This window comes from Pseudomonas sp. Pf153 (genome assembly GCF_001269775.1).
In the GTDB taxonomy this organism is placed as follows: Bacteria; Pseudomonadota; Gammaproteobacteria; order Pseudomonadales; family Pseudomonadaceae; genus Aquipseudomonas; species Aquipseudomonas uvaldensis.
On sequence record NZ_LHVL01000030.1, the window covers coordinates 274,877 to 301,269 of the forward strand.

Annotated in this window: 18 protein-coding genes and 1 pseudogene; 6 read left to right on the forward strand and 13 right to left on the reverse strand. The window is 62.1% G+C overall.

The window, feature by feature from the left end; genetic code table 11:
• From AD666_RS22365 to AD666_RS22390, 6 genes are all read right to left on the reverse strand, one after another.
• A complete protein-coding gene (locus tag AD666_RS22365; protein ID WP_053156947.1) occupies positions 1-1,371 on the reverse strand; it encodes an HlyD family type I secretion periplasmic adaptor subunit in 1,371 nt (456 codons plus the stop codon).
• Positions 1,364-3,085: a type I secretion system permease/ATPase gene (locus AD666_RS22370; RefSeq protein ID WP_053156950.1), complete on the reverse strand. Its 1,722-nt coding sequence runs from the start codon at positions 3,083-3,085 to the stop codon at positions 1,364-1,366. The genes AD666_RS22365 and AD666_RS22370 overlap by 8 nt, the downstream gene beginning before the upstream one ends.
• Positions 3,086-3,331: 246 nt before the next feature.
• Positions 3,332-4,735, reverse strand: a complete 1,404-nt coding sequence (gabP, locus tag AD666_RS22375; protein ID WP_053156953.1) for a GABA permease — start codon at positions 4,733-4,735, stop codon at positions 3,332-3,334.
• A gap of 217 nt (positions 4,736-4,952) precedes the next feature.
• Positions 4,953-5,606 carry a response regulator transcription factor gene (locus AD666_RS22380; protein ID WP_053156956.1) on the reverse strand — a complete coding sequence of 218 codons (654 nt, stop codon included), beginning with the start codon at positions 5,604-5,606 and terminating at the stop codon, positions 4,953-4,955.
• Between the two features lie 71 nt (positions 5,607-5,677).
• Positions 5,678-6,136, reverse strand: a complete 459-nt coding sequence (locus tag AD666_RS22385) for a lecithin retinol acyltransferase family protein (RefSeq protein WP_371259617.1) — start codon at positions 6,134-6,136, stop codon at positions 5,678-5,680.
• 146 nt (positions 6,137-6,282) lie between these two features.
• The gene (locus AD666_RS22390; protein ID WP_053156959.1) at positions 6,283-11,754 is read right to left on the reverse strand and encodes a trifunctional serine/threonine-protein kinase/ATP-binding protein/sensor histidine kinase; all 5,472 of its coding nucleotides are present in this window, start codon (positions 11,752-11,754) and stop codon (positions 6,283-6,285) included.
• Positions 11,755-11,944: 190 nt separating this feature from the next.
• On the opposite strand from AD666_RS22390, the gene AD666_RS22395 reads away from it, so the two are divergent.
• From AD666_RS22395 to AD666_RS22415, 5 genes are all read left to right on the forward strand, one after another.
• Positions 11,945-12,334 carry a response regulator transcription factor gene (locus tag AD666_RS22395; RefSeq protein WP_053156961.1) on the forward strand — a complete coding sequence of 130 codons (390 nt, stop codon included), beginning with the start codon at positions 11,945-11,947 and terminating at the stop codon, positions 12,332-12,334.
• Between the two features lie 140 nt (positions 12,335-12,474).
• Positions 12,475-13,938, forward strand: a complete 1,464-nt coding sequence (locus AD666_RS22400) for an efflux transporter outer membrane subunit (RefSeq protein WP_082339905.1) — start codon at positions 12,475-12,477, stop codon at positions 13,936-13,938.
• Complete coding sequence (locus AD666_RS22405; RefSeq protein ID WP_082339907.1) at positions 13,935-15,479, forward strand: MFS transporter; 1,545 nt, start codon at positions 13,935-13,937, stop codon at positions 15,477-15,479. Before AD666_RS22400 ends, AD666_RS22405 begins: the two co-directional genes overlap by 4 nt.
• Positions 15,480-15,484: 5 nt before the next feature.
• The gene (locus AD666_RS22410; protein ID WP_053156966.1) at positions 15,485-16,516 is read left to right on the forward strand and encodes an HlyD family secretion protein; all 1,032 of its coding nucleotides are present in this window, start codon (positions 15,485-15,487) and stop codon (positions 16,514-16,516) included.
• A 186-nt stretch (positions 16,517-16,702) separates the two neighbouring features.
• The gene (locus tag AD666_RS22415) at positions 16,703-17,806 is read left to right on the forward strand and encodes a sigma-54-dependent Fis family transcriptional regulator (RefSeq protein ID WP_053156969.1); all 1,104 of its coding nucleotides are present in this window, start codon (positions 16,703-16,705) and stop codon (positions 17,804-17,806) included.
• Between the two features lie 12 nt (positions 17,807-17,818).
• Here the strand turns inward: AD666_RS22415 and AD666_RS22420 are convergent, their stop codons facing one another.
• The 7 genes and pseudogenes from AD666_RS22420 to msuE all read right to left on the reverse strand — a co-directional run bounded on the left by AD666_RS22420 (position 17,819) and on the right by msuE (position 24,602).
• The gene (locus tag AD666_RS22420; RefSeq protein WP_053156972.1) at positions 17,819-18,583 is read right to left on the reverse strand and encodes an ABC transporter ATP-binding protein; all 765 of its coding nucleotides are present in this window, start codon (positions 18,581-18,583) and stop codon (positions 17,819-17,821) included.
• Between the two features lie 60 nt (positions 18,584-18,643).
• Positions 18,644-19,969: an ABC transporter substrate-binding protein gene (locus AD666_RS22425; RefSeq protein ID WP_053156975.1), complete on the reverse strand. Its 1,326-nt coding sequence runs from the start codon at positions 19,967-19,969 to the stop codon at positions 18,644-18,646.
• 76 nt (positions 19,970-20,045) lie between these two features.
• Positions 20,046-21,110, reverse strand: a pseudogene (locus AD666_RS22430) (branched-chain amino acid ABC transporter permease); the annotation flags it as partial.
• A gap of 48 nt (positions 21,111-21,158) precedes the next feature.
• Entirely contained in the window at positions 21,159-22,040 is an 882-nt protein-coding gene (locus tag AD666_RS22435) for a branched-chain amino acid ABC transporter permease (RefSeq protein ID WP_053156976.1), read from the reverse strand.
• A gap of 66 nt (positions 22,041-22,106) precedes the next feature.
• A complete protein-coding gene (locus tag AD666_RS22440; protein ID WP_371259618.1) occupies positions 22,107-22,892 on the reverse strand; it encodes an ABC transporter ATP-binding protein in 786 nt (261 codons plus the stop codon).
• A 6-nt stretch (positions 22,893-22,898) separates the two neighbouring features.
• Entirely contained in the window at positions 22,899-24,002 is a 1,104-nt protein-coding gene (gene sfnG / locus AD666_RS22445) for a dimethylsulfone monooxygenase SfnG (protein WP_053156978.1), read from the reverse strand.
• Positions 24,003-24,038: 36 nt separating this feature from the next.
• On the reverse strand, positions 24,039-24,602 hold the full coding sequence (gene msuE / locus AD666_RS22450) for an FMN reductase (RefSeq protein ID WP_053156981.1): 564 nt from the start codon (positions 24,600-24,602) through the stop codon (positions 24,039-24,041).
• Between the two features lie 375 nt (positions 24,603-24,977).
• Between msuE and AD666_RS22455 the strand changes: the two genes are divergently transcribed.
• The gene (locus tag AD666_RS22455; protein ID WP_053156983.1) at positions 24,978-26,222 is read left to right on the forward strand and encodes an acyl-CoA dehydrogenase family protein; all 1,245 of its coding nucleotides are present in this window, start codon (positions 24,978-24,980) and stop codon (positions 26,220-26,222) included.
• The last annotated feature ends 171 nt before the right edge of the window (positions 26,223-26,393 follow it).

The window sequence follows — 26,393 nt, forward strand, 5'->3', positions numbered from 1 at the left end:
TCATTCCTCTTTAAAAGCCGCCAGCAAGCGTTCGCGCAACGGTTTCATCAAGTAGTTCATCAGCGTGCGTTCCCCCGTCACCACCGTGACATCGGCCAGCATGCCGGGACGCACCAGCAACCCGGCGGACTGCAGCGCGGCAACGGTATCGGCGCCGATTTCCACCTTGGCCGAGAAATACGGCTGGTGCGTCTGCTCATCGATCAACTGATCCGCCGACACCGTACTCACCGTGCCCGTCACCGTTGGCGTATCGACACGTTGCAAGGCGGTGAAATGCACATGCACCGGCAGCCCCGGTCGCAACTTGTTGGCCATCAGCGGCTCGAAACGCGCCGTGATCGCCATGGGCGCATCCAGAGGCACCACTTGCATCAAGGTCTGGCCGGCCTGGACAACGCCGCCGACCGTGTGGATGTTCACGTCCATCACTTGCCCGGCCGCCGGCGCACGGATGGCACCGTTGTCGACTTCGAACTGCAAGGCGCGGATCTGCTCGGCATACCCCGCCGCCTCGGCGGACACCTCGCTGAGCTGGGTTTCGGCGTCACGCCGGAACTCCTGTTGTGCCTGCAACGCCTTGAGCCGGCTCTCGTTGATCGCCTGCCGGGTCCTGCCGATATCGCCGACCCCGGAGGCAATCTGGCCAGCCAGTTGCGCGGCATTGCGTTCAGCCTCGAAGAGTTTGTTGCGCGGTACATAACCCTCACGCGCCAGGTCCCGCAGTCCCTCCAGTTCCTGTTGCTGGAAGCGCATCTGCGCATCGTAGTTGCGCTTGACGCCTTCGTAGCCGAGCAACTGCTGCTGCAACGCCGCCACTTCATGCTCGATGATCTGCAAACGGCTGCCCAACTCAGCGCGGCGAGTCAGGAACAGTTGGCTCTGCAACGCCATGGCCGCCTTGACCCGCGGCTCGTCGGCGCGTTCGAGCAATTGCGCGGGCCACTGGATCTCGGCAGCGCCCAGGCGCTCGGCGATCAGTCGTGCCTCGATGCTACGGTCGTTGAGCAGCTTGCCCAGGGTCACGTCCAGCTGCGACTGCGCCTGCACGGTGTTGAGCTGCACCAGTAATTGCCCCTGGCTGACGCGGTCGCCATCGCTCACCAGCAGTTTCTCCACCACGCCGCCCACCAACGACTGCACCGCCTTGCGCTCGCCGGCCACCACCACGGTGCCGCTGCCGACGACGCCCTGGTCCAGCGGTGCCAGGCAGGCCCAAAGCAACGCACCGCCCAAAGCCAGGACCAGGAAGCCCACGCCATAACGGGCAGCCCCGCTCGCATCGGTGCTGGCGCCCGGCAGTGCCGCGACGTTGCGTACGCTCAGCCCCTGCTCGCTGAACGCTTGTGTATTCGGAGTCAAGTCACGCATCTTCGCCCGCTTCCCTCACTGCTGTCGGCCGCGGCCCAGGCATCAGCGCCTTGAGCACCCGGTCCCGGGGGCCGAACGCCTGTTGCATGCCGTCCTTGAGCACCAGGATGTGATCGACCACCGCCAGCACGGTCGGTCGATGGGTAATCAGCACCACGGTGCTGCCAGCGGCTTTCAGCGCATTGATGGCCTGCACCAGCGCCAGTTCGCCGGCTTCGTCGAGGTTGGAGTTGGGCTCGTCGAGCACGATCAGCGACGGGTGCCCATAAAGCGCGCGGGCCAGGCCGAGACGTTGTTTTTGCCCACCGGACAAACCAAGCCCGCCGGGACCCAGCGGCGTGTCATAACCCAGGGGGAACCTCAGGATCATTTCGTGGATACCGGCGTGACGGCTGGCGGCAATGATCTTGTCGGCGTCCTGCTCGCCGAAGCGGGCGATGTTGTCGGCCACGCTGCCATCGAACAGTTCGATGTCTTGAGGCAGGTAGCCCAGGTGCGGGCCGAGGGCATCGTGGGACCATTGGCTGATCTCGGCGTTGTCCAGGCGCACCGATCCCCCCAGGGGCGGCCATACGCCGACCAGCGCCCTGGCCAGGGTCGACTTGCCGCTGGCGCTGGGACCGACGACCGCCAGCACTTCACCCTTGTTCAGGCTGAAGTTGATCCCTCGCAATATCGGCTGTGTCGAACCGGGCGGGCCGACATACAGCTGCTCCAGGCGCACCGCGCCGGTGGGCGGCGGCAACGGCATGCGCAGGCGTTCGCGGGGATGCTGGGCCAGCAACTGGCTCAGACGCTGATAGCTCTGGCGGCCGGCATTGAATTGCTTCCACGAACCGATGGCGATTTCCACCGGCGCCAGGGCTCGTCCCAGCAGCAGCGACATGGCGATCATCATGCCCGCCGAAAGCTGGCCTTCGAGCACCAGCAACGCCCCCAGGCCCAGGGCCAGGGACTGCCCGGAGATACGTACGAAACGGGTTGTCGAGGTGATACGGGCACTGCGGTCGCTGGCATGGGCCTGGGCGGCAATGATGCGCTGCTGCAACAGGCTCCAGCGTTGGCGCAATGACCCGAGCATACCCAGGGCCTGGATGACCTCGGCATTGTGCAGCGTGCTGTTGACGTAAGCGGCCGACTGCACGCCCAGCCGGTTGGCTTCACCCAGGCGCCCCCGAGTCGCCAACTCACCCCACAACGCCAGACCGATGAGCACCAGCGCGAGCACCAGCGTCAACACACCGAACCAGGGATGGAAGATGAACGCCACCAACAGGAAAATCGGCAGCCACGGCGCATCGAGCAAGGCGATCAGGCCCTGGCCGGTAATCAATTGCCGCAGCGTGGCCAGATCCGTGAGCACCTGGGCCGGGTTGGCGTTGTGTTCGCGCAGGCTGCGGGCGAACGCGGCGTCGAAAATCCGCTCGCCCAAGGCCTCGTCCAACCCAGCGCTCATGCGGATCATCACCTCGCCGCGCACCCACTCGATCAGGGCACTGAACATGAACAGCCCCAGGGCGATCAGGGTCAGCATGAACAAGGTGGTTTCGTTGCGACTGGTCAGGACACGGTCATAGACCTGCATCATGTAGAGCGATGGCACCAGCACCAGCAGATTGATCACACCGCTGAACAGCGCCAGCGCCCAGAACACCTTGCGATAGCTCAACAAGGCGGCATCGATGTCATGACGCGGATCGAGTAGCAAAGCCATAGAGTGGCAACCCGCCAAAGGAATAGTCGGTCCAGGACGCAATCCATCGCGAGTTATTTGCCCGAAGGCGAGCACCACAGGCGCCCATTACTGACAACGCCGCCGCGAGTTAGTGCCGGTTCGACAGGTGGGGTTTCGAGGCGGGTGACAGGCGGATGCCAGACACCGGAGAAGCTGTTTCAGGCTTGAAACAGCAGGAAGGATCGAGACCCTGTCAGCACCTCGACAGGGCCCCTTGCAGCATGACTACGAACCCAGGGTAACCGCTCCCTTCACTGGGGAGTGCTGACGCGACGTCACCAGCCCGATGAAGGAAATGATCAGCGCCAGACCCAGGGTGGAACTCACTTCGCTACGGTGCTCGGGCGTGATCATCATGACCGCCAGAGCCGCCGAGATGAACGCGATCACCACCCAGGTCAACCAGGGAAACAGCCACATGCGAAAGGTCAGCTCAACGTTCTGGCGACGCAGCATCCGGCGCATGCGCAGTTGCGAGATAGCGATCACCAGATACACCAGCAAGGCGATGGCGCCGGAACTGGCGAGCAGAAACTGGAACAGCCCGGCGGGCATGAAATAGCTGAACAAGGTGATACCCGCCCCCAGCACAGTACTGGCGATCACGGCAGCCCTTGGCACGCCCGCCGACGATGTCACTTTCAACGATTTTGGTGCATCGCCACGTCGTGCGAGGGAATACAACATGCGCGAAGCAATGTAGATCGAGGAGTTCATGCAACTGGCCACTGCAATCAACACCACCGCATCCACCATGAACTTGGCGTGGGGAATGTTCATCAATTCCAGCGCACGCTGGTAGGAACCCACTGAAGCCAGGAGCGGATCGTTCCAGGGCACCACGGAAATGACCACGAAGATCGACAGCAGGTAGAACACGCCGATGCGCCAGATCACCGAGCGCGTTGCCTTGGCGATATTCTGGGCGGGGTTATCGGATTCCGCCGCCGCGATAGTCACGGCTTCTGTCCCGATGAAGCTGAACATGATGGTGATGAAGGCACCGACTACCGCCGACAAGCCATTGGGTGCGAAACCGCCATGCTCTTGCATCAGGCGACTCAGACCGCTGGCTTCCCGCTCGGGAATCCAGCCCATCAGGACCGCGAACCCCAGGGAAATGAAACCGATGATCGCCACGACCTTGGCCATGGCGAACCAGAATTCGAACTCACCGTACTTGGACACGCTGAACAGGTTGGTCACGGCCAGGGCAACAATCGATACCGAGGCGAAGAACCAGGCGTCGATGGAGGGAAACCATTGATTCAATACATGCCCGGCGGCCAGCGCCTCGATGGGTATCACCAGCACCCAGAACCACCAGTAGAGCCACCCGATGGTAAAGCCCGCCCAACGTCCGATGGCCTGGTCGGCGTAGGTGGAGAAAGAGCCGGTGTCCGGGCGGGCCACCGCCATTTCCCCGAGCATCCGCATCACCAGCACCACCAGCAGGCCGGAAAACAGATAGGCCAGCAGCACCGCCGGCCCCGCCGCCGCAATGGCATGCCCCGAGCCGACGAACAGACCGGCGCCGATAATCCCGGCGATGGACAACATGGTGACGTGTCGAGGCTTGAAGCCCTGTGCCAGATGGCCGTTCGAATCCTTGAAACTGGGGCTGGTCATTTTCTTATTCTCTTTTGTGATTGCTTGAAACGTACCGAGGCACCGACGCAGGGACGAAACCGTCCGCCACGTTACCCGCCTGACCGGTCGGTCGTGCTGCCTGTATGCGCTCTTTTTTTGCCTGATCTCGCCATTTCCGGCGTAGCATTTGGCCATGTGTGGGGCTGCCTCACCGCCATCGCGAGCAGGCGTGCTCCAACAGGTTATGTGAAAACGTTCAAGGCTTTAGTCGTGTCGCGCCCAAGGACTCGGCCATTCGCACCAGGTCCGCAAAAGACTTGGCATGCATTTTCTTCATTGCATGGGCTCGATGGATCTTCACGGTGATTTCGCTCAGGTTCATCTGCCCGGCAATCTGCTTGTTCATCAGGCCCTGGGCGGCGAACGCCATCACCTCTTTTTCGCGAGCGGTCAGTGTCTGGTAATGGGCGTGCAGGTCCGCCAATTGCTGCTCGGTTTCCCGACGCTTGATATCGGCCTGGAGCGCGGCGCTCACCGCATCCAACAGATCCTGTTCGCGGAACGGCTTGGCCAGGAAGTCCACGGCGCCAGCCTTCATCGCCTTGACGGACATTTCGATGTCACCGTGGCCGGTGATGAAAATAATGGGGATATTGGCGTCCGAGGCGGCCAATTGGTTCTGGAAATCCAGACCGCTGCTGCCTTGCAGCCGCACATCGAGAATCAGGCAACTGGCGCAGTCAGCCTTCGGTTGCCGGAGAAATTCCGCCGTGGAAGCAAACGTCTCGACGTGGTTCCCGACAGAGCGCAAGAGGTTACTCAGTGCATCGCGAATGGAGGCATCGTCATCCACCACGAACACAATGGAACCTTTGTTGCCCCGTTCATGGGATGAGACATTGCCGCTCATGCGCGATCCTCTTGGAATGGACAGGGAAAAAAGTGTAGCACAGGGGCCCGCCCGGAAAGCTTCATCCAAGACTACGCAATGAAGTAGGGCCGCAACGCCGCAATCAACGCCAACAATTCACCGGGACGATGGAACCAGGCGCTGACTTGCGCGCTGTAGCTTCTGCCACTGACGCACCAACTGCAGAAGTGCTCGCAGTTATTGGAAAACACGTGATAACGGTTTTCACCCAGCCTCGAGCGCGCCCGACGTGCCACCTCTTCGTTGGAATAGTTGCAGGGTTCCTGAAGGATCCAGACCGGCTTGCCGCTGGCGAAATGCTCAAGATCGATCACCTCGATCGGGCCCGACCTGAACGTACTGCTGAATCCCGAGTAATGGGCCACCTGTGCACCGCCCAGGTAGATCCCGTGGTGCAGGTAGAACCGCCGCGGGCTGACCAGGTGAGCGCCAATCGGCACCTGGTCTGCGGGCTGTTCGGGATTAACCGGTTTGAGTGAAACATCAGCCATGGAGGTCAAGTAATTCATGACAGGTACTCCGCAGTGCTTGCTACGGAATATATCGCCGGGTTCACCGCACTTCATTTGTACCTGCGCCTGTTTCGCATGATCGATTGATATGCGATTTTTAAACTTAAGTATTAAACAGGCATCCGGTACCTGTGGGAGCACATTCACCGTTGTGCGATAGGCAGCGTGAAGCGAACCGTGGCGCCGCGAGGTTGATTGGCGCCAGCACTCAGGCAGCCGCCGTGGGCCTCGATGATCGAGCGACAGATCGACAATCCCAACCCCAGGCCCGTGGGCTTGGTGGTGTAGAACGAGGTGAACACCAAATCGGTGCTTGGCGTCGCGAACCCAGGTCCCGAATCGCTGACGCTCACCAGGATACTGCCCTCCTCGCCTGGCATCGTACAGATGACCAGGTGCCGTTCGCCCTCGCCGACGCCAGCCATGGCTTCCAACGCGTTCATGATCAGGTTGAGCAGCACCTGTTGCAGCTCGACGCGGTCGCCCTCGATGAGGGGCAAACCTTCCATGAGTTGCACGTCGATGCGGGCGCCACTCTTGAGGATCTGACCCCGCGTGAACTCGATCATTTCAGCGATAGCTGCATTGATATCCACCGGCCCTTTTTCCGGCGGCGCCTTGCGAATATGGCCGCGAATCCGACCCAACACGTCCGCCGCCCGGTTGGCATCGTTGATTAGCCGGTCGAGCACCTGCCGGACCTCTTCGATTTCCGGCGGTTGGGCATTCAGCCAGCGCAACGCGGCGTTGGCATTGAGAATGGCCGCGGCAATCGGCTGGTTGACTTCATGGGCAATCGAAGCCACCAACTGGCCCATGGTCGCCACGCGGTTGGCATGGGCCAGTTCGGTTTGCACCTCGCGATACCGCCGTTCGCTCTCGCGGATTCTCTCTTCCGCCTGCCGGCGCTCGGTCAGATCCAGTACGAAAGCGACCCCTTCCCGGCTGCCGGCCTCGAACAGGGCCAAGCCCACGATGACCGGTAGGTGACTGCCGTCTTTCCTGAAATATTCCTTCTCATAGGGCCGGGCATGTCCGGTCAGCAGTGCCTGGGCCAGAGAGCGGTCGCTGAGTTCGCGGAACTCCGGCACCGTCAGGTCTCGCCAGCGCAGGCGGCCGCCGGCAAGGTCGGCGCGCTCGTAGCCCAACATGCGCAGGAATGCATCGTTGGCTTCGATGATGTCACCGTCGGCGCTCCAGACGAGGATCCCGATGATGTTGGCATCCACCAGGCGCCGAACCTTCGCTTCACGTTCGGCGACCTCGCGGTACAGCCGGGCGTTCTCCAGGGAAATGGCAGCCTGGGACGCCACCAGTTTCAGCACGGCGATCCGAGCCGGACTGAACACATGGGCGGCAAGATTGTTTTCAAGATAAAGCGCGCCCACCAGCTTGGCCTGGTTCATCAATGGCAGGCAGAGAATCGAACGGGCGCGCTGCTGACGGACATAGGGGTCCGTGGCGAACGCCTTTTCGGCCACGGCGTCATCAAGCACGACGCTCTCCCGGGTACGCAGGACATGGTAAAGAATCGACTCCGGCAGCCGCGCCGCGCTGATCGGCGTATCCCGCACTTGCGTTGCGTCGCCCCCCGAGCTCACCTGGGCGACGATCCGTGGTCCGCCGGCATCCGACAGGATCAACACCCCGCGCTCGGCACCGGCCTGTTCGATCGCCGTGCCCATGATGGTGTCGATGAGTCTGTCCAGCAGGATTTCCCCCGACACGGCCTGGGACACCTTCAGTACGGTCGCCAGGTCCAGGTGCTCGACCGGCGTCGTCATGGTGGTCGTCGGACCGAGCACCGGTTCCTCGGCCCTCAAGAACGGACACTCGTTCTCCAGCTGCCGTACCTTGCCGTCAGCGCCCCAACGCAGATAGCCATAACGGGCGTCCTGCATGTAGACGCGAGCGATCCTGGCAAAACCGCGCGCCGCGTAGAAACGAGAGGCGAGTTCATTGGCCAGCGCCTCGACATGAACAAAACCGCTCTGCCGGGCGCTATGCAAGGCTTCTTCATAGAGCATCTCAGCCTCGATGACCCGGCCCTCGACGCGAGCTATTTCAGCACCAACCAGAGCAGCGCGACAGGCGAAATTCTCGGGACATTGCTGCGCCCAGGTCTTGAGCCATTGGTGCGAAGCCGCCATTGCGCTCAAGTGCTGATCATGATCGCCCACCGGCAGGCCATCGCAGCGAGCAGCCCGTGCCAGCGCTCCATAAAAGTGATATTCGGCTTCTTCGCAGAAGGCCTGGCAGACCCAGAGCAACCCCTGGGCCCGAGTCGCTGCTTGCAGGGCCGCTTCAGGCTCACCGGCCAGGAAGCGCGCCTGCAACTTGCGAACCCAGTACAAGCATTCGGCCAGGACCAGATCCGGGTTGGCGGATAAATGCGCCTCGGTGGCCGACTCGTCAACCTCGCCGTCGTCCAGACGTCCAAAGGTGTGCGTCGTTCCCCGCAGCATACGGATCAGGGTCAATTGAGTGACGATGAAATCAGTCACCAACCCGAAGCGCACCTTCCTGGCATACGCCAGGCCGCGCTCGGCTTCCCCTTGAACATCGAGCAGAGGCTCGCCCGCCAGCAACAGGTCGGCGGTGAGGTTATTGCCCGCATAGGCGCCATAGGGCAGATCGCCGATCCGGTTCGCCGCCGCGAAGGAACGGCGTAACAAGTCGCGACATTGCGTCACCGGTTTCATCCAGCGCACGGCAAAACAGGAAAAACAAAGGTAGGTACTGGCCTCGAATCGTGTCAGGCCACGTTGTTCGACCAGGTCGCAACCGAGCTGGCCAAACCGGAACCCCATTTGGTAGTCGCCGAACCGCCGGCCGGCCACCCTGAAGAAATTGGCATAGAGCACACAGGAGGCATCGCAGTTACCCCGCTCCAGGCTCAGGTTGACCGCCTTGCAGATCAGCAAGTCCGCCAGGTTCGCGTCGCTCTGCAAGGCCGGTGCGAAAAGCTTGCCCAAGGCGTTGGCGGTCATGAGGGACGTCGGGTCCTCCATCAGCGGCAGATCGATGAGGTCTTCGATGGCCCGCCCGCCGAGCAACGAGCCGATGCGCTCGTATTCCTCGCGCACTTGGACGTCGCTCGGATGAGCCGACCACTCGATGCCCACGTGTCGCAGGTAATCCAGGCAAACCGCCACCGCGCCGTCGCTACGGTCCTGCAGCAGGTAGACATCCATCAACAGACAGGCAACGCTGGCCCGTTCGATCACGGTTTCGGCGCGATCCGCCAATACCGTCAGGCACTGGTCGGCGACGCTGAGCTGGCCGGTCAGGAGTTCGCACTCGGCCCGACTCAAGGCCAGCGCGAAGATCAGCCCATGCCGGCGGGTCCAGCAATCGTCGTCCAGCAAACGCATCCCGGCGGCAAGGTAGCTGAGCGCCGAAGCATAGGCCGTCGACGCCTTCGCCCGCTGGCCGGCAATCAGATTGAAGTGCGCCAGTTGCTCACGCTCGTCCGGGTCGCTGATCAAGGCGGCGCCGCGATTGAGCTGGCCGACGATTTCGAAGATCGCCTCCTCCCGCGCCTGCTCGGGCGTCTGCGCGGCGAGCAGGCGCCCGATACGCAGATGAGCCTCGGCGCGATCGTCCATGGGTATCAGCGAATAAGCCGCCTCATGGATACGGTCATGGACGAAGCGGTAGGTACCGTCCAACCGCTCGATCATTTCCTGGCGGATCGCCTCCCATAGCACCGCCTTGACCTCGGTCTTGAGGAGACCCAGCACCTTCGAAAGCGTTTTGGAACTGGCGACGTTTCCCAGGCACGCCAACTGCTGCAGGGCCTGTTGCGTCCGCGGCGGCAAGCGTACAAGTTTGCCGACCATCAGGTCGACGATGTTGTCGGTATAGCCCTTGGCGTGGATCCGATCCGGGTCCCACCACCATTGCCGAGCCCCATGATCGAAGGTCAGCAGTCGTTCCTCGGCGAGGGCCTGCAAGAACTGGATGACGAAGAACGGGTTGCCCGCGGTTTTATCCAGCACCAGCTGCGCCAGGGGTTCGATGCGGGCGAGGTCGTCGTGGAGCGCCTCGGCAATCAGTTGTTCGACATGCACCTTCGCCAGGGGCTTGAGGATGATTTCGCTGACCTTCCCTCCCGCGCTCCGGATGGCCCTGAGCTTGGAGGCCAACGGGTGACTGACGTCCACCTCGTTGCTGCGGTAGGCGCCGACCAGCATCAGGTGCCGCACGTCGGTGCTGGTCAACAGGTCTTCCAGCAGGTCGAGGGTCGCGGCGTCGAGCCATTGCAGGTCGTCGAGGAACAAGGCCAGCGGATGGTCTTCACGGGCGAACACGCCGATGAAACGGCGGAACACCAGCAGGAAGCGACGTTGCTCCTGTTGCGGGTCGAGTACCGGCACCACCGGCGGCTCGCCGATGATAAGTTTGAGCTCGGGAATAAGGTCGGTCATGAGCCGTGCGTTGGCGTCCAGCGCATGGAGCAGGGCCTCGCGCCAGCTCGCCAATTCTGTGTCACTTTTGCCCAGCAGGGTGCGAACCAGGCTCTGGAAGGCCTGTACCAGCGTCGAATACGGAACATCGCGGCGGTATTGATCGAACTTGCCACTGGCGAAGAGCCCGCGCGGCGGCACCAGCGATTTGTGCAGTTCGTTGACCACCGAAGACTTGCCGATGCCCGAATAACCGCTGACCAACACCAGCTCCGGTGCGCTGCTGTTGACGATCCGGGAAAACGCGCCGACCAGGGCCTCCACTTCCTGCTCACGGCCGTAGAGCTTTTCGGGGATCAGCAACCGGTCCGAGGTGCCCTGTTCGGCCAAGGCAAAGTCATTGATCTCGCAACGCTGCTGCCAGTCCTCCAGGCATCGGCGCAGATCATGCTCGACACTGGCGGCCGTCTGGTAGCGTTCCTCGGCGGTCTTGGCGAGCAGCTTCATGACCAGGCGTGACAGCACATCGGGCACGGTCCCGATCCGCTCGCGGGGCGACAGGGCCTTCTTGGCAATGTGGCAGTGCACCCACTCGATCGGGTCCGCCGCGTTGTACGGCAACGAGCCGGTCAGCATCTGGTAAAGCGTGACGCCGAAAGAATAAAGGTCGCTGCGTGAATCGATCGAGCGGTTCATCCTGCCGGTCTGCTCGGGCGCCATATAGGCGAGCGTGCCGGCCAGCGTCTCCGGCGCCTGGCGTTCCCGTGGCAACCGTGAAGCGAGGCCGAAACCGGTGAGCCGGGCCTGACCATCGCAACAATTCACCAGGATATGGCTGGGCTTGATGTCCTTGTGAACGAGACCGCTCTGATGCAGCTTGCCCAAGGCCACCGCGATGCTCACTGCAAGGCGCAGGAACGTGGCCGTTTCCATCGGCGCGATCAGTAACTGCGAAAGTGGGACGCCGCCGGGGTCCTCAAGCACCAACTGCACCTGGCCGCCTTCGCGCAACATTGCCACCGGCCGTACCGACCAGCTGCCGTCCAGTTCGTCCTTGAGGCCGAACTCGTGAGCCAGACGCCCGAGGCAGCCGGGGCGTGGTTGCTCGCCGGCAGGTCGGGCAACCAGGACCGGTCCCTGCCCGTCGGCACCCGAACGGGTTTGCCGACAGAAGATACGCTCGCCATCGTCCCAGAGTATTTGCATGTTGTTTCCACCGGTACGGTCGTGTGACCGCCTTGTAGATTATCCTTTGGTCAAAGCCCTTCCCAGCGATTTTATTGGGCGACCTCGAGCCCGAATCTTAGGTCTTAACAGGTTATACGCAGGTATACTTTTGCCTCTCGCGAGAGCGCGTATGGTGTAGTCACGACAGGCGCTGCCACGAGCGACCCCTATGCCAGGTACCCATATCCGCAAAACCAAGACCATTGCTGTCGTCGATGATGACGAATCCGTTCGGGCGGCCCTCAAGAGCTTGTTGCGGTCCAGCGGATATGAAGTGCTCACCTACTGCAACGCCTTGGAATTCCTCGACACACATTCTCCCGCCGTGACCCACTGCCTGGTGTCCGATGTGCAGATGCCGGGAATGAGCGGCGTGGAGCTGCATGAACATTTGGGTGCGATGGGCCTGCGCATCCCCACCATTCTCATCACCGCCTACCCGGGCAAAGTGGCTCACCTGGGCGCCGACACGCCAGGACTGGTCGCGTGCCTGCCCAAACCCTGTGACGCCGAACGGCTGTTGCGCTGCATCGAAACCGCCCTGGCCCAGGAACCTTGAGGCACTGTTTTTTCAGCCCCTCATACCTTCGTATAAATCCCCGCCACTGATGTATGGCTGCGCTGAACCGATGTAGAAGTGCGTACGAAAGGTCCCGCTCTTATCCTGAACCCATCGCCGAAACTGATGGGGAACGGGCTATGTCAGGCTGTTTCGAACGACCCCAGCGAGCCTGGAAAACCTTCAACCTGGTCATCATGGGCGTATTCTCCCTGGCCGGCTGCATGGTCGGACCCGACTTCACGGCTCCTGCAAGCGGTCTCGACGCGCTGCAACTGGCACCTCGGGCAGAACAGGTCAGTGCGATCCCCACATCCGACTCCTCGGTACCGGCCCACTGGTGGGCGTTATTCAACGACCCGACGCTGATCCAACTGCAATCGCGGGCGCAGAGCGGCAACCTCGATATTCAGATGGCTTCCGAGCGCATTGAGCAAAGCCGGGCGCAGTTGGGCATCGTAGCGTCACAACTACTGCCCACCGTGGGCGCCGAAGCCAGCTACACCCGTGAAGCCCTCAGCGAAAACGGCAAGTTTGCAGCGTTGGGCGCCCCCACGGCGCCGCAGAATTTCTGGCAATTCGGCTTTGACGCCAGTTGGGAGATCGACTTGTGGGGCCGCGCCCGACGTGAGCGCGAGGGCGCTGCCGCGGGCCTGGAAGCAACGGTGTATGACCGCGAAGCCGCACGGGTGGCGTTGTCGGCGGAGGTGGCGCGAACTTACCTGCAATTGCGCGGCACCCAGGCGCAACTGGACATTGCCCGACAAAATCTGGCGGTTGCCGAGCGCACCCTGGGCTTGGCCGAAAGTCGTGAACGCAACGGCGTGGCGACACGCTTCGAAACCGCCTCCGCTCGCGCACAACTGGCGACGGTCAAGGCCCTGCTGCCCGATTTGTCCCAGCGTCGCAACACCCGGATGAACGCGCTGGCATTGCTGCTGGGCGAACAGCCCCGTGCGCTCGACGCTCAACTGCGTGAAGTCCTGCCCTTGCCTTCGCTGCCCACTCGCGTGCCGCTCGGTGTCCCGTCCGAACTGGCACGCCGGCGTCCGGACATCCTGCGAGCCGAAGCACAACTGCATGCCGCCACGGCCGCCATCGGCGTTGCCAAGGCCGATTTTTACCCGCGCATCGGCCTGAAGGGACGCGTCGGTGTGGAGGCTTTCAACAGCGGCGACCTGAGCAGTTGGGATTCGCGTTTCTTTTCCATCGGCCCGACGGTTTACCTGCCGATTTTTCAGGGCGGTCGTTTGACCCAGCGCCTGGCCCTCAATGAGTCCCGGCAAAAGACCGCCGCGCTGGTCTATCGGCAAACGGTGCTGAGCGCCTGGCATGAAGTGGACAATGCCCTGGACGCCTGGGCCGCCCGACAGCGCGAGCATGAAGAATTGCAGGTGTCCTACGAACAGAATCAGCTGGCCCTGCGCGCGGCCGAGCGCGGCTACCAGCAAGGGGCAGCGGACTATCTGAGCGTGCTCACCGCCCAGCGCAACCTGTTGGCCAGCCAGACCCTTCTCAACAACAGTGCGACCGATGCCACGCTCACTGTGGTCAACCTCTACAAGTCCCTGGGTGGTGGCTGGGATCCGGAGATCCGGCGATGAACGTCGTCGCCGTGTCGCCAGCCGATGCAGCCGACCGTGTAGCGCCTCAGGCCCGGTCTGCGATCCGCCCACTGGTGGGCCTGCTCGGCATCTTCCTTGCGGCTATGATGGCGGGCTTGAACACCCGGGTCGGCGCCCTCGCGGCGGCGGATATCCGGGGCGCCATGGGGCTGGGTTTCGACGATGGCTCCTGGCTCAGCACCGCGTACAATGCCGGAGAGCTGATCGCCATGCCCTTTTCGGCCTGGTTCGCTATCACGCTCTCGGTGCGTCGCCTGGAACTGTGGATGCTCGCCGGTTGCAGTCTGCTCGCCTTGATCTTGCCCTTCATCCACATGCTGGAGCTGCTGCTGACGTTGCGCTTCGTACAGGGCATCGCCTGCGGCACGACCATTCCATTGCTGATGATGGCGGCATTGAAATTCCTGCCGCCGCCCATACGCCTTTACGGGCTGGCGCTGTATGCGATGACCGCAACGTTTGCCCCCAACCTGTCTATCTGGCTGGCCGGATACTGGACCGATGGGCTGCAGGATTGGCGCTGGGTCTATTGGCAAATCATCCCTCTTGCAACGCTGGCCGCCGGCTTGATCGCCTGGGGGCTGGAGCGGGAACCGATCCAGACACCACGTTTTAAGCAGGCAAATTGGACAGGCCTGTTTTTCGGGGTACCGGCGCTCGGCCTGATCACCGTCGCGCTGGATCAGGGCGTGCGGCTGGACTGGTTCCACTCGCCCTTGATCGCTTCGTCCCTGGTGGCGGGCCTGGCCCTGCTGGCGATCTATCTGCTGACCGAGTGGTATCACCCCACGCCGTTCATCAAGTTGCAGATTCTGAGACGCCGTAACCTGGGGCTGGGCTGCATCCTGTTCGTCTCGCTTTTGGTGGTGCTGATGTCCAGCTCGCTGTTGCCCGCCAGCTACCTCGCTCCGCTGCAGAACTACCGCCCTTTGCAGATGGCCTCCATCGGACTGATCGTGGCGCTGCCGCAGTTGCTGCTGGGGCCGTTGGTGGCACTGTTGCTCTACCGCAAATGGGTCGATGCGCGCCATGTGTTTTCGCTTGGTCTGGTGCTGATCGCCCTGGCGTGCCTTGGCGGTGCGCAGTTGACCGCCGACTGGAACCGCGACCAGTTCGTCATGGTGCAGACGCTACAGGCCTTCGGGCAGCCGATGGCCGTGGTGTCGATGCTGTTCCTGATCACCAGCGTGGTGCAGCCCCCCGAAGGCCCTTATGTGTCGGGCACCATCAACACCCTGCGCGCCTTCGGCTCGCTGCTCGGCGCAGCACTGGTCGGGCAGCTGATGACCATACGAGGCCGCTTCCAGGCAGAGATGTTGCTCGATCACGCGGCTCTGGCATCCGTACCCACGCCAGCAGGGCTGGCGGGCATCGTCAGCCAACAAGCGCTGGTGCTGTCCATTGCCGATGCCTATCGCGTGCTCGGCCTGCTCGCGCTGCTCCTGATCCCCCTCGTGCTGCGCCTGGCCTACATCCCAGCGCCCACGCCGCACGCGCCCTCCTCGTCCTCCCATGGGTGACCATCATGGCCTTACCGAAGAAAGCCCAGATCATCAGTGCCGTGCTGCTCGCAGTGGGCATCGGCGCCGTCGTCTATTTCAATCGCCCCGAATCCAGCGCGGCGGTCCAGTCCACGGACGATGCCTACGTCCTGGCGGACTTCACCACCGTAGCGCCGCAGGTGTCGGGCACGGTGCAGAACGTGCTGGTGGAAGATAACCAGCGAGTGCAGCAAGGCGACCTGCTCGCAACCCTCGATGATCGGGATTTCGTGGCGGCGGTGAACGCGGCGAAAGCCCAGGTCGCCAGCGCCCGGGCCAGCATCGCCAGCCTGCGAGCCCACCTCATCCAACAGAACACCGCCATCCGCCAGGCCCAGGCGGTGGTGGCCGCGGACGAGGCCGCGCTCAAGTTGGCCATGGTCAATCAGGCGCGCTATCGCAACCTCGCTGCCGACGGTTCAGGCACGGTGCAGGCTCGGCAACAGGCCGAAGCGCAGTTGAGCGTACAACTGGCCGGACGGGACCGGAGTCAGGCGGGTTTGCAAGCGGCCAGGCAGCACGTGGACATTCTCAAGGCCGATCTGGAAAAAGCCCAGGCGGGCCTGGCCCACGCCGAGGCCGCCCAAGCCATTGCCGAGCTGAAGCTCTCCTATACCCGCATCACGGCACCGATCAGCGGCACCGTCGGACAGAAAGCCGTGCGTGTCGGCGCGTTCGTCAACACCGGCAGCCCCTTGCTGGCGATCGTTCCCCTCGACGCGGTCTACGTCACCGCCAATTTCCGCGAAACCCAACTGGCGCGCGTAGCTGCCGGCCAACCCGTGAACATCGACGTCGACGCCCTGCCGGGTGCCACGTTCAAAGGCACCGTTCAAAGCCTCGGCCCGGCCAGCGGCGTAAGCTATTCCGCCATCGCTCCACACAACGCCACGGGCAACTTCACCAAGATCGTCCAGCGCCTGCCGGTGCGCATTCGCCTCGATGCTGATCAGCCGATGATGGAACGACTTCGGGTGGGCATGTCGGTAACGCCGCGGATTCGGGTGGGGGGATAACGACAGCAGGGCTTGCCCGCGATGGCATCCGTCCGTTGGATATTGATGCAAACTGACCCAACCGGCCCCTCCAAAGACTTAAGCAAATAACCCAAAGTTATTTGTTTTATGTTTTTTAGATCACTTAGATTAAACCTTAAGCCTGAGGGCTCTCACACCCAGCGAACTCATCCATAGGCCACCGTCATGCAGCTCCTTACCCTACCCCCATCTCCCGGCCTGGCCACTTCAATACGTGCAACGGCCCAGGTCTTCGAAGACGCATCGTCTCGTGCCCTGCTGGCCCATTTGCAACAAGTGGCGCCCAGCGATGCCAGCGTGCTGATTATCGGCCAGACCGGTACCGGAAAGGAATTGGTGGCGCGGCATGTGCACAACCTCAGCGCTCGCCGCGACAAACCGTTCATCGCGGTGAACTGCGGGGCGTTTTCCGAGACGCTGGTAGAGGCTGAGTTGTTCGGCCACGAGAAAGGCGCTTTCACAGGTGCGCTGACGGCCAAGGCTGGCTGGTTCGAGGAAGCCGACGGCGGCACGTTGTTCCTGGATGAAATCGGTGATTTGCCCCTGCCGATCCAGGTCAAACTGCTCAGGGTGTTGCAGGAACGTGAAGTGGTGCGACTGGGCTCGCGCAAGAGCATCAGGATCAACGTCCGCGTGCTGGCCGCCACCAACGTGCAACTGGAAAAAGCCATCAATGCCGGGCACTTTCGCGAAGACCTCTATTACCGTCTCAATGTGGTCAGCCTGGTGCTCAAGCCTCTTCGCGAGCGGCCCGGCGACATCCTGCCGCTGATCCGTCATTTCATCGCCGAATACAGCCGCAGGCTCGGCCACGGCGAAGTCACGCTGGATGCCCAGGCACAACGCAAATTGCTTGACTACTCCTGGCCGGGCAACATCCGCGAGCTGGAAAACGTCATCCATCACACCTTGCTGATCTGCCGCAACAACGTGATTGGCGTACAGGACCTGCACCTGTCCAACTTGCGCATCGACCGTCAACAGGATCCGCAATCCTGCGTCCCCCAGAACGCCGACGCCTTGCTGCAAAAAGCCTTCGAGCAGTTGCTCGAACGGGAGGACGGCGACTTGTATGAAAAAGTCGAGGCGCAGTTGCTGCGCGCCGCTTATCGCTACGCCAACTTCAACCAGGTGCACACCGCCAGCCTGCTGGGCCTGAGCCGCAATGTCACCCGCACGCTGCTGATCAGGATCGGCGAGCTGGTGGTGAACAAACGTCGGCCCGCGTTGAGCACACGGGACGGCCAGGTCATCAATCTTTCAACCTAGTCGCCACAGGGTTTAACCGCCCACCGCAACATTCTTCGCCCCCAGGTAAAAATCCTGGAGATCACCCCGGGCCGCCAGTTGCCCGGCGCTGCCCTCACTGACCACGCGACCGCTTTCCAACACATACCCGTAGTGGGCGTATCGCAGTGCAATGTTGATGTTCTGCTCGGCGATCAGGAAGCTGACGCCGTCGTGCCGATTGAGTTGGCGAACGATGTCGAAGATTTCCTCGACGATCTGCGGCGCCAAGCCCATCGACGGTTCGTCCAGCAATACCAAATGCGGCCGGGCCATCAGCGCACGGCCAATGGCGATCATCTGTTGTTCTCCCCCGGAGGTGTAGCCGGCCAGGCTCTTGCGCCGCAGTTTCAGGCGAGGGAAATACCCATAGACCACTTCCAGATCGGCCAATAGCTGACGCCGCGAAACCTGCCGTGCAAAGGCGCCAGTCAACAGGTTTTCCTCCACGGTCAACTGGGCGAAGCAGTGCCGGCCCTCCAGCACTTGCACCAACCCCCCGGCCGCCAAGGTATGGGGCGCACTGCGAGTAGCCTCCCTTCCCTGATAGAAAACCCGTCCCCTGACCACTTCACCCCGCTCGGCCCGAACGAGATTGGACGCCGCTTTTAACGTGGTGCTTTTGCCCGCGCCGTTGGCCCCCAACAGCACCACGACCTGCCCCCTCGCCACCTCCAGCGAAACGCCGCGTACAGCCAGGATTGTCTGCTCGTAGAGAACCTCGATATCGTCGATTTGCAGGATCGGCACATCCGTCATGCTGTCTCGCCTCTTAAGAGGGCGACCGGGACGCTTTCGCGCCCGGTTCACCCGGATGCCTCAGGATTCCCGGGTGCAGTCGCGCGGGACAATGCCTTTTTCCCGGGCGTACTGGTGGGAGGACGCTTCGATGATCGGTCGCAACAATGCGCGGTCGGCCTGTACCCAATCGCTGATCAGTTTCCACTGCGTGCCGTCCCATTGCTGGAAGCGCACCGCGCCACCGCCTTCATGGTCCGAGCATGATAACTGCAGCGGCTGCACCAGCCCCAAGGCGCCGAGCTCCTTGAGCCGGGCATCCTCGAGCTTGAGATGTTCGAAGCCCCAACGCACCTGCTCCCCGGTCAGCGGCTGTTTGCCGAACTTCTGCTGGGCAATGCGCACGGCTTCGACGTTGAGGATGCCGTTGACCACGCCGAGGTTGTAATACACGGTACCAAAGCGCTTGGGATCGGCCAGGTCGCCCTTGCCGGCATCGACCACCTGCTGCTTGATGCCTTGCAATACCGGGAAATCGGTGCCCGAAGGATGGGTGGTGATCGCGATGAATCCCTTGGCCGCCGCACCGGCCGGCGCGGCATCATCCTCGGAATTGCTCCAGATGTTGCCGATGATATGGTCTGCCGGGAAGCCGACTTTCTGTGCAGTCTTCAACGCCACCGGGTTCATTACGCCCCACCCTCGCAGGATGACCCAATCGGGTTTCTCCCGCCGGATATTCAACCATTGGGATTGCTGCTCGTTGCCCGGATGCGGGACCTCCAGCAAGGTCAGTGTGAAGCCGTACTTGTCGGCCAGGGTCTGCAGGACTTCATTGGTTTCCTTGCCATAGGGCGACCCATGATACAGGGTGACGATCTTCTGGCCCTTGAGCTTTTCCAGTCCGCCGGCGCGCTGGCCGATGTAGTTGATGATCGCCGACACCTCGGAATACGGGTTCAGTTGCAACGGGAAGACATAGGGAAACACGCTGCCGTCGGTGGAGTCGGTGCGACCGTGGTTGATGGTGATCAGCGGCAACTTGTCGGCCGTCGAACGCTCCAGCGTGGCGTAGGCGATACCTACCGACAACGGATTGGTGGCCGCTGCGGGGGCGCCGTTCAAACCTTTCTTCAGGCGCTCATAGCACTCGACGCCTTTTTCCACCACGTACTCGGTCTCGCACTCGCTCCAGGTCAGCTTGATGCCATTCACACCGCCATTGGCGTTGACGTACTTGAGATAGTCGATGAAACCACCGAAGAACCCCGTCCCGCCAGCTGCATAAGGGCCGACGCGATAGCTTTGCAAGGGGAAATACTGTTCATTGTCCGCCTGGACAGTAAAGGCTGCGACGGTCAGGCTGACCGCCAGCGCCAGACGGCTGGCGAATGATCGTTTAAACATCGGGTTTTTCCTTGTTCTGAAACCAGTGATAAGCCAACGCAATGGAAGTGCAACGCCGCATCGTGCGGTTCGCCCAGTAGCGCAGTGGCCATTGCCGTGCGCGCTCGCGAAATGTCTGCCAGAGGCGCGCCAGGCCCTCTGGCTCCTTGATCAGGAACAGAATGATCAGTGCGCCGAAAATGATCTTCTGCAGGTTCTCCACCTGGCCGGCGTCGAGTACCCCACCGGGCAGCAGGGACACCAGGTTCGAAAGCAGCACCGGAAACAGCACGATGAAAGCCGCCCCGAGGAAATTGCCCAGCAGACTGCCCAGGCCACCGATAATGATGATGAAGAGGATCTGGAACGACCGATTGAGATCGAAGCCATGGGGCTCCACCGTGCCCAGATAGGTAAAGGCCCACAGAGCGCCGGCCACACCGAGGAAAAAACCACTGATGGCGAAGGCCAGCAACTTGGTTTTCGCCAGCGGGATGCCGATGACCTCAGCCGCTGTGTCCATGTCGCGCACCGCCATCCAGTTGCGCCCCAACTCGCTGCGCACCAGATTCTTGCCCAGCCAGCACAACGCGGTGACCACCGTGAGCGTCAGCAGATAGCGCCCCACCGGCGAATCCAGGTTCACGCCGGCGATGTCCAGGCGCGGCGCACTGATCACGCCCGAAGCGCTGTCGTTTGAAAACCAGCTGAACCGGGTCAGCGTCCAAGTCACGAAGAACTGCGTCGCCAACGTGGACACCAGCAGATAGAAGCCCTTGATGCGCAGGCTTGGAAGGCCGGACAACAGCGACACCAGCGCCGCCGCCAGTCCGCCCAGGGTGATGCTGAGCAGCAGCGGCAACGCGGCAACCCGCACTTCGAGGTTGTAGGTGGCAAAAGCGCCCACCGCCATGAACGATGCCGAGCCGAGGGATAACTGCCCGGCATAACCGGTCAACAGATTCAGGCCCAATCCGGCTAGGGACAGCACCAGGAACGGGATCAGAATCGCACTGAACCAATAGTCGTTGCCCAGCCATGGGATCACGAAAAACGCCGCCACCCCTAGCGCCGTAAAGCCGTAGCGGTGCTGGCGCAGGGCGGAGATACGACGATCCTGAGCATGACGCGTAGTGAACTGATCCGCTTCACGATAAAACATGCCGGTCTCCCGAGTGGCTTGTACGATTGATTGAATGAGCCGAGGTCACTAGACGCGTTCGATGGCGCGCTCGCCAAACAGCCCTGCCGGACGCACCAGCAAAAACAGCAGTGCCAAGCCGTAGGGAAACCAGTTCTCGATACCACTGCCGATGACGGGGCCGAGATAGACCTCCGCCAGCTTCTCAGACGCGCCGATGATCAACCCGCCGACAATCGCCCCGCTGATGGAGGTGAAACCGCCGATAATCAGCACCGGCAATGCCTTGAGCACCACCAGCGACAGCGAGAACTGCACCCCCAGGCGTGCCCCCCAGAGCAAGCCGGCCACCAGCCCGACAAACCCCGCCACCGCCCATACCACCACCCACACCCGCTCCAAGCGGATGCCTACGGCCAGCGCCGCCAATGGATCATCGGCCACGGCGCGCAACGACAGTCCAAGCCGGGTCTTGTTGAACAGCCAGGACAACAGCAGTACCAGCGCAGCGGCCGTCAGTGCAGCAAAAATGTCGAACTGCGACAGCAGCATTCCGCCCAGTTCCAGCGGCTCGTCACTGATGCCCAGCTCCAGGCCGTGGACCTGGGCGCCCCACAGCGCCTGGGCGAAACCTTCGATCATGTAGGAAAGCCCCAGCGTTGCCATGAACAGGGTAATAGGTGAACGGTTGACCAACGGACGCAACACCATGCGCTCCACCGCCACGGCAATCAGCACCATCGCGGCAAGGCTGATGGCGAACGCCAGCCAGAACGGCACCCCGCGCTCAAGCAGGCTGACGAAGGTCAATGCCGAGAACAACACCATCGCCCCCTGGGCGAAATTGAACACACCCGAGGCTTTGTAGATCAGCACGAAACCAATGGCGACCAGGGCGTACATCACGCCGGCCAACAGTCCGCCTATCAATACTTCAAAGAAAAATGCCATGCCTGTTCCTGTTTTGCGGGCGCAACTTGCCTGCCTTCCCGGAGGGAAAAACGCGAATAATCGGGATCAGTGGCGGGTGCCGAGGTAGGCCGCAATGACCTCTGGATTTCGCCGTACCGCTTCGGGCGGGCCATCGCCAATCTTGCGACCGTAATCCAGCACCACCACATGGTTGCTGATGCCCATGACGACGCCGATGTCGTGCTCGATCAACACCACGGTGGTGTCCAGTTCGCGATTGACGTCCACGATGGAGCGGCTCATCTGCTGCTTCTCCTCGGCATTCATCCCGGCCATGGGTTCGTCCAGCAACAACAGTCGAGGCTCCGCCGCGAGGGCACGGGCCAGCTCCACCCGCTTCTGCAGGCCGTAGGGCAACTTGCCCACCAGCACGTCGCGCCAGGGCTGCAAGTGCAAGAATGCAATGACCCGTTCGGCGGCTTCGCGCTGACGGTCATCATCCCCCCGGGCCCGACCGATTTGCAGGGCTTGCTCGATCCAGCTGCTGCGGCGCTTGAGGTTGCGTCCGGTCAGCACGTTATCGAGCACGCTCATGCCCTTGAACAGCGCGATGTTCTGAAAGGTGCGAGCAATGCCGCCCACTGCGACGTCCCGGGCACGCATCCGGCGCCGCTCCTGCCGGTCGAAACGAATACGCCCCTCCTGCGGTTGGTACACGCCGCTGATGACATTCAACAGCGAGCTCTTGCCCGCACCGTTGGGGCCGATCAAGGCGCAAATCTCACCCGTCGCGACCGCAAAGCTGATATCCGTGATGGCCTTGACGCCTTTGAATGACAGCGAAATGTTGTCCAGTTCCAACAAATGGGCGGTGGGCTGTGTCATGGGCATTTCCTCTCAGGCAGGTAGCGACTGGCGCTCGAACCGGGCTACTTTGCCTTGCTCCAGCTCACGTACCAGCGGCAGGACCTTGCGGCCGAAGTATTCGACTTCTTCCTGAAAGTGCAGGAAGCCCGCCAGTATCAGGTCGACACCCACGGCCTTGAGCGCCACGATGCGTTCGGCGATCTGCTGAGGCGTGCCAATCAGGTTGGTCTTGAAGCCGTCGTTGTACTGCACCAGGTCTTCGAAGCTGGACTTGGCCCAGTTGCCCTCGCCCTCCGGGCTCGACTTGCCAGCCTGTTTCGCCGCGTCACCAAAGGCGTTGACGGCTTCGGGGTCGGCCTGATCGATGATCTGCGCCAGGACCGCACGAGCTTCTTCTTCCGTATCGCGGGCAATGACAAAGGCGTTGATGCCAACCTTGACCTTATGATTGTTGGCCGCCGCTTTCGCCCGGATATCATCGACCTGGGCCTTGACGCCTTCGACGGTATTGCCATTGGTGAAGTACCAGTCGGATACGCGAGCGGCCATGTCCCGGGCCACACGGGAACTGCCGCCCTGGAAGATTTCCGGGTGCTGTTGCAACGGTTTGGGTTTGAGGGTGTAGTCGTGGAAGCGGTAGAAGTCGCCGCGGAAAGTGAAGTTGTCGGTGGTCCAGATGCCCTTGAGCGCGGTGATGAATTCTTCGGAGCGGCGATAACGCTCATCATGCTCCAGCCACGGTTCGCCAATGGCCGTGAACTCCCCCTTGAACCACCCCGAGACGATGTTGACCGCCACGCGGCCACCCGTCAGTTGATCGATGGTTGCGATCTGCTTGGCCAGCACCGACGGTGTCCATGGTCCCGGCAACACCGCCGCGATGACCTTCAGGCGCGTGGTGGCGGCCAGCAAAGCGTGACTGAACGCCACCGATTCATGCTGGTACTCAGCACCGTAGCCGGCGGTAAAGCGGACCTGCGACAGGGCATAGTCGAAGCCCGCCGCCTCGGCGATCTGCGCCAGTTTGCGGTTGTAGTCAATGCCCCAATCGGTGCGCTGGGCAATCTTGCTGACCACCAGCCCGCCGCTGACGTTTGGCACCCAGTAGGCAAATTTGATCGTGTCCTGGCTCATTGCATATGCCCCGTGGCTCGTTGAAAAGTAAGTGGATCAAGCGGCGCTGGCGTTGCGCCGAGGGTCCGGGAAAAGGCTTTGCAGCGCCGACTCGACCGCGCGCTCGATGCGCTCCAAGACCTGGGCGCTGGAAATCCGGTAATCGGTGAAATCACTTTCGCTGGCGTAGACACCCACCGGCAGGCTCAGGGCCTGGAAGAATCCGAACAGCGGTCGCAGCTGGTGATCGATCACCAGGGCATGGCGTTCGGAGCCGCCTGTGGCGGCCAGCAGCACCGGCACGTCCTTGAGGGCGTCGTGATGCACAAAATCGAACAGGTGCTTGAACAGGCCGGTGTAGGACGCCCGATAAACCGGGGTGGCGGCAATCAGCAGGTCGGCGGTTTCGATGGCACGCAGGGACTGTTCCACGGCGGCAGGCAGTGCATGACGATGCAAGGTTCCGCCGAGTTGAGCACCGACCTGGGATAACTCGATCACCTGTACGTCGATCGGCACTTGCTGCCCGAGCCGCGCCACCAATGTCTTGAGCAGCACCAGCGTTCGCGAGGGTTGCTGCACGCTGCCTGACACCGCTACCACTTTGAGTTGCTTGCTCATCTCTCGCCCCATTCGATAGACGTCACGTCGGCGTCCGCACCAGGGGTAGAGCAGCAACCGTGCCACCTGAATATTTCCTTTGAATCCAATGAGTTACCGATTTTCATCGACGAACGATGTTGTCGTGCAACAAACAGGCTGTTGGTCCACTGTTGCCTGGGCAACACCTCGCGGATCGGCCTTCGCGGCCGCGACTGTTGCGCGCCACACAGTGACGCAACACATTGTCCGCAGGACGACAGCGCCTGCTTCGTAAAAACCGGCGCAGGCTCAGGTTTCATGGGCGTTTCGCCGCGGGCATGCTCCGTGCAACGACAGCCTGGACTGGCAGGCACACATTCCTGCCCATCCTCTCGTCACTCAGGAGCAGCATCCATGACCGCACAGCAACAACACCTGCCGCCAATCCTTTCCACCGGCACCGACTACGAAACCCTGGCCGAGCGTTTCCGTCCCCTCTTCGCCCGCATTCAGGCCGGTGCGCTGGAGCGTGAACAGAGCCGCAGCCTGCCCTTCGAGCAAGTGAAGTGGCTGAAGGAAGCCGGCTTCGGCGCCGTGCGTGTGCCGGTTGAATACGGAGGCGCTGGCGCCTCGCTACCGCAGTTGCTGCAACTGCTGATCGAACTGGCCGAAGCCGACTCCAACCTGCCCCAGGCCCTGCGCGGTCACTTCGCCTTTGTCGAGGATCGACTCAATGCTCACGCCACGCATCCGCAGGACGTCTGGTTCAAACGTTTCGTAGAGGGAGAACTGGTGGGCAATGCCTGGACCGAAATCGGCTCGGTGAAGATCGGCGAAGTCGGAACGCGAGTATCCCGTCAAGGCGAGCAATGGGTGGTCAATGGCACCAAGTACTACAGCACCGGCAGCATCTTCGCCGACTGGATCGACCTGTATGCCCAACGTGACGACAACGGCACCGATGTGATCGCCGCCGTCAACGTGCATCAGCCGGGCGTCCGGCAAAGCGATGATTGGGACGGATTCGGCCAGCGCACCACCGGCAGCGGCACGTCGGTGTTCGAGAATGCTGTGGTCGAGGCGGAAAACCTCATCGACTTTTCCACTCGGTTCAAATACCAGACCGCGTTCTACCAGCTGGTCCTGTTGGCCGTGCTGGCGGGCACTGGTCGTGCCGCTGTGCGCGACATAACCGAACAGGTACGGGCACGGACGCGAGTCTTCAGCACTGGCAACGCCGGTGAAGTGAGCCAGGATGTTCAGGTGCAGCAAGTGGTCGGCAAGGTTTCCGCCCAGGTCTACGCCGCCGAAGCCACCGCCTTGCGTGCCGCAAAGGCGTCCCAGCGCGCCTATGAAAGCCGCTTCGGCCAGGACGCCGAGACCGAACACACCGCCAACATCGCCGCGGAACTGGAGTCGGCCCAGGCGCAAGTGGTCATCTCGGACCTCGTGCTTCGCGCCACCAGCGATCTGTTCAACGCTCTCGGCGCCTCGGCCACCAGCACCGGCAAAGCCCTCGACCGCCACTGGCGCAACGCCCGCACCGCGGCGTCGCACAATCCGTTGATCTACAAGGAGCGCATCATTGGCGACTGGGAAATCAACGGAACGGAACCGCCCTATGTCTGGCAGATCGGCCGGGGTACTAAGAACGCCTAGCCGACCTGTGTAGGAGCGAGGCTTGCTCGCGGTGGGTTCTTCTGTTCGGCATCTGATGCAAGCTGTGCCGCCGCTTTCGCGAGCGAGCCCGTTCCCACACATTCGAGGTGTTGTCCGGGGAGATTTTCTCAAGCAGACTTCCGGCACAGGCTCAAGCCCTGCCCCACCGGA

Coding starts and splice junctions, on each gene's coding strand:
- AD666_RS22365 (WP_053156947.1), bottom strand. CDS start 1,371: ATGCGTGACTTGACTCCGAATACACAAGCGTTCAGCGAGCAGGGGCTG.
- AD666_RS22370 (WP_053156950.1), bottom strand. CDS start 3,085: ATGGCTTTGCTACTCGATCCGCGTCATGACATCGATGCCGCCTTGTTG.
- gabP (WP_053156953.1), bottom strand. CDS start 4,735: ATGACCAGCCCCAGTTTCAAGGATTCGAACGGCCATCTGGCACAGGGC.
- AD666_RS22380 (WP_053156956.1), bottom strand. CDS start 5,606: ATGAGCGGCAATGTCTCATCCCATGAACGGGGCAACAAAGGTTCCATT.
- AD666_RS22385 (WP_371259617.1), bottom strand. CDS start 6,136: ATGAATTACTTGACCTCCATGGCTGATGTTTCACTCAAACCGGTTAAT.
- AD666_RS22390 (WP_053156959.1), bottom strand. CDS start 11,754: ATGCAAATACTCTGGGACGATGGCGAGCGTATCTTCTGTCGGCAAACC.
- AD666_RS22395 (WP_053156961.1), top strand. CDS start 11,945: ATGCCAGGTACCCATATCCGCAAAACCAAGACCATTGCTGTCGTCGAT.
- AD666_RS22400 (WP_082339905.1), top strand. CDS start 12,475: ATGTCAGGCTGTTTCGAACGACCCCAGCGAGCCTGGAAAACCTTCAAC.
- AD666_RS22405 (WP_082339907.1), top strand. CDS start 13,935: ATGAACGTCGTCGCCGTGTCGCCAGCCGATGCAGCCGACCGTGTAGCG.
- AD666_RS22410 (WP_053156966.1), top strand. CDS start 15,485: ATGGCCTTACCGAAGAAAGCCCAGATCATCAGTGCCGTGCTGCTCGCA.
- AD666_RS22415 (WP_053156969.1), top strand. CDS start 16,703: ATGCAGCTCCTTACCCTACCCCCATCTCCCGGCCTGGCCACTTCAATA.
- AD666_RS22420 (WP_053156972.1), bottom strand. CDS start 18,583: ATGACGGATGTGCCGATCCTGCAAATCGACGATATCGAGGTTCTCTAC.
- AD666_RS22425 (WP_053156975.1), bottom strand. CDS start 19,969: ATGTTTAAACGATCATTCGCCAGCCGTCTGGCGCTGGCGGTCAGCCTG.
- AD666_RS22435 (WP_053156976.1), bottom strand. CDS start 22,040: ATGGCATTTTTCTTTGAAGTATTGATAGGCGGACTGTTGGCCGGCGTG.
- AD666_RS22440 (WP_371259618.1), bottom strand. CDS start 22,892: ATGCCCATGACACAGCCCACCGCCCATTTGTTGGAACTGGACAACATT.
- sfnG (WP_053156978.1), bottom strand. CDS start 24,002: ATGAGCCAGGACACGATCAAATTTGCCTACTGGGTGCCAAACGTCAGC.
- msuE (WP_053156981.1), bottom strand. CDS start 24,602: ATGAGCAAGCAACTCAAAGTGGTAGCGGTGTCAGGCAGCGTGCAGCAA.
- AD666_RS22455 (WP_053156983.1), top strand. CDS start 24,978: ATGACCGCACAGCAACAACACCTGCCGCCAATCCTTTCCACCGGCACC.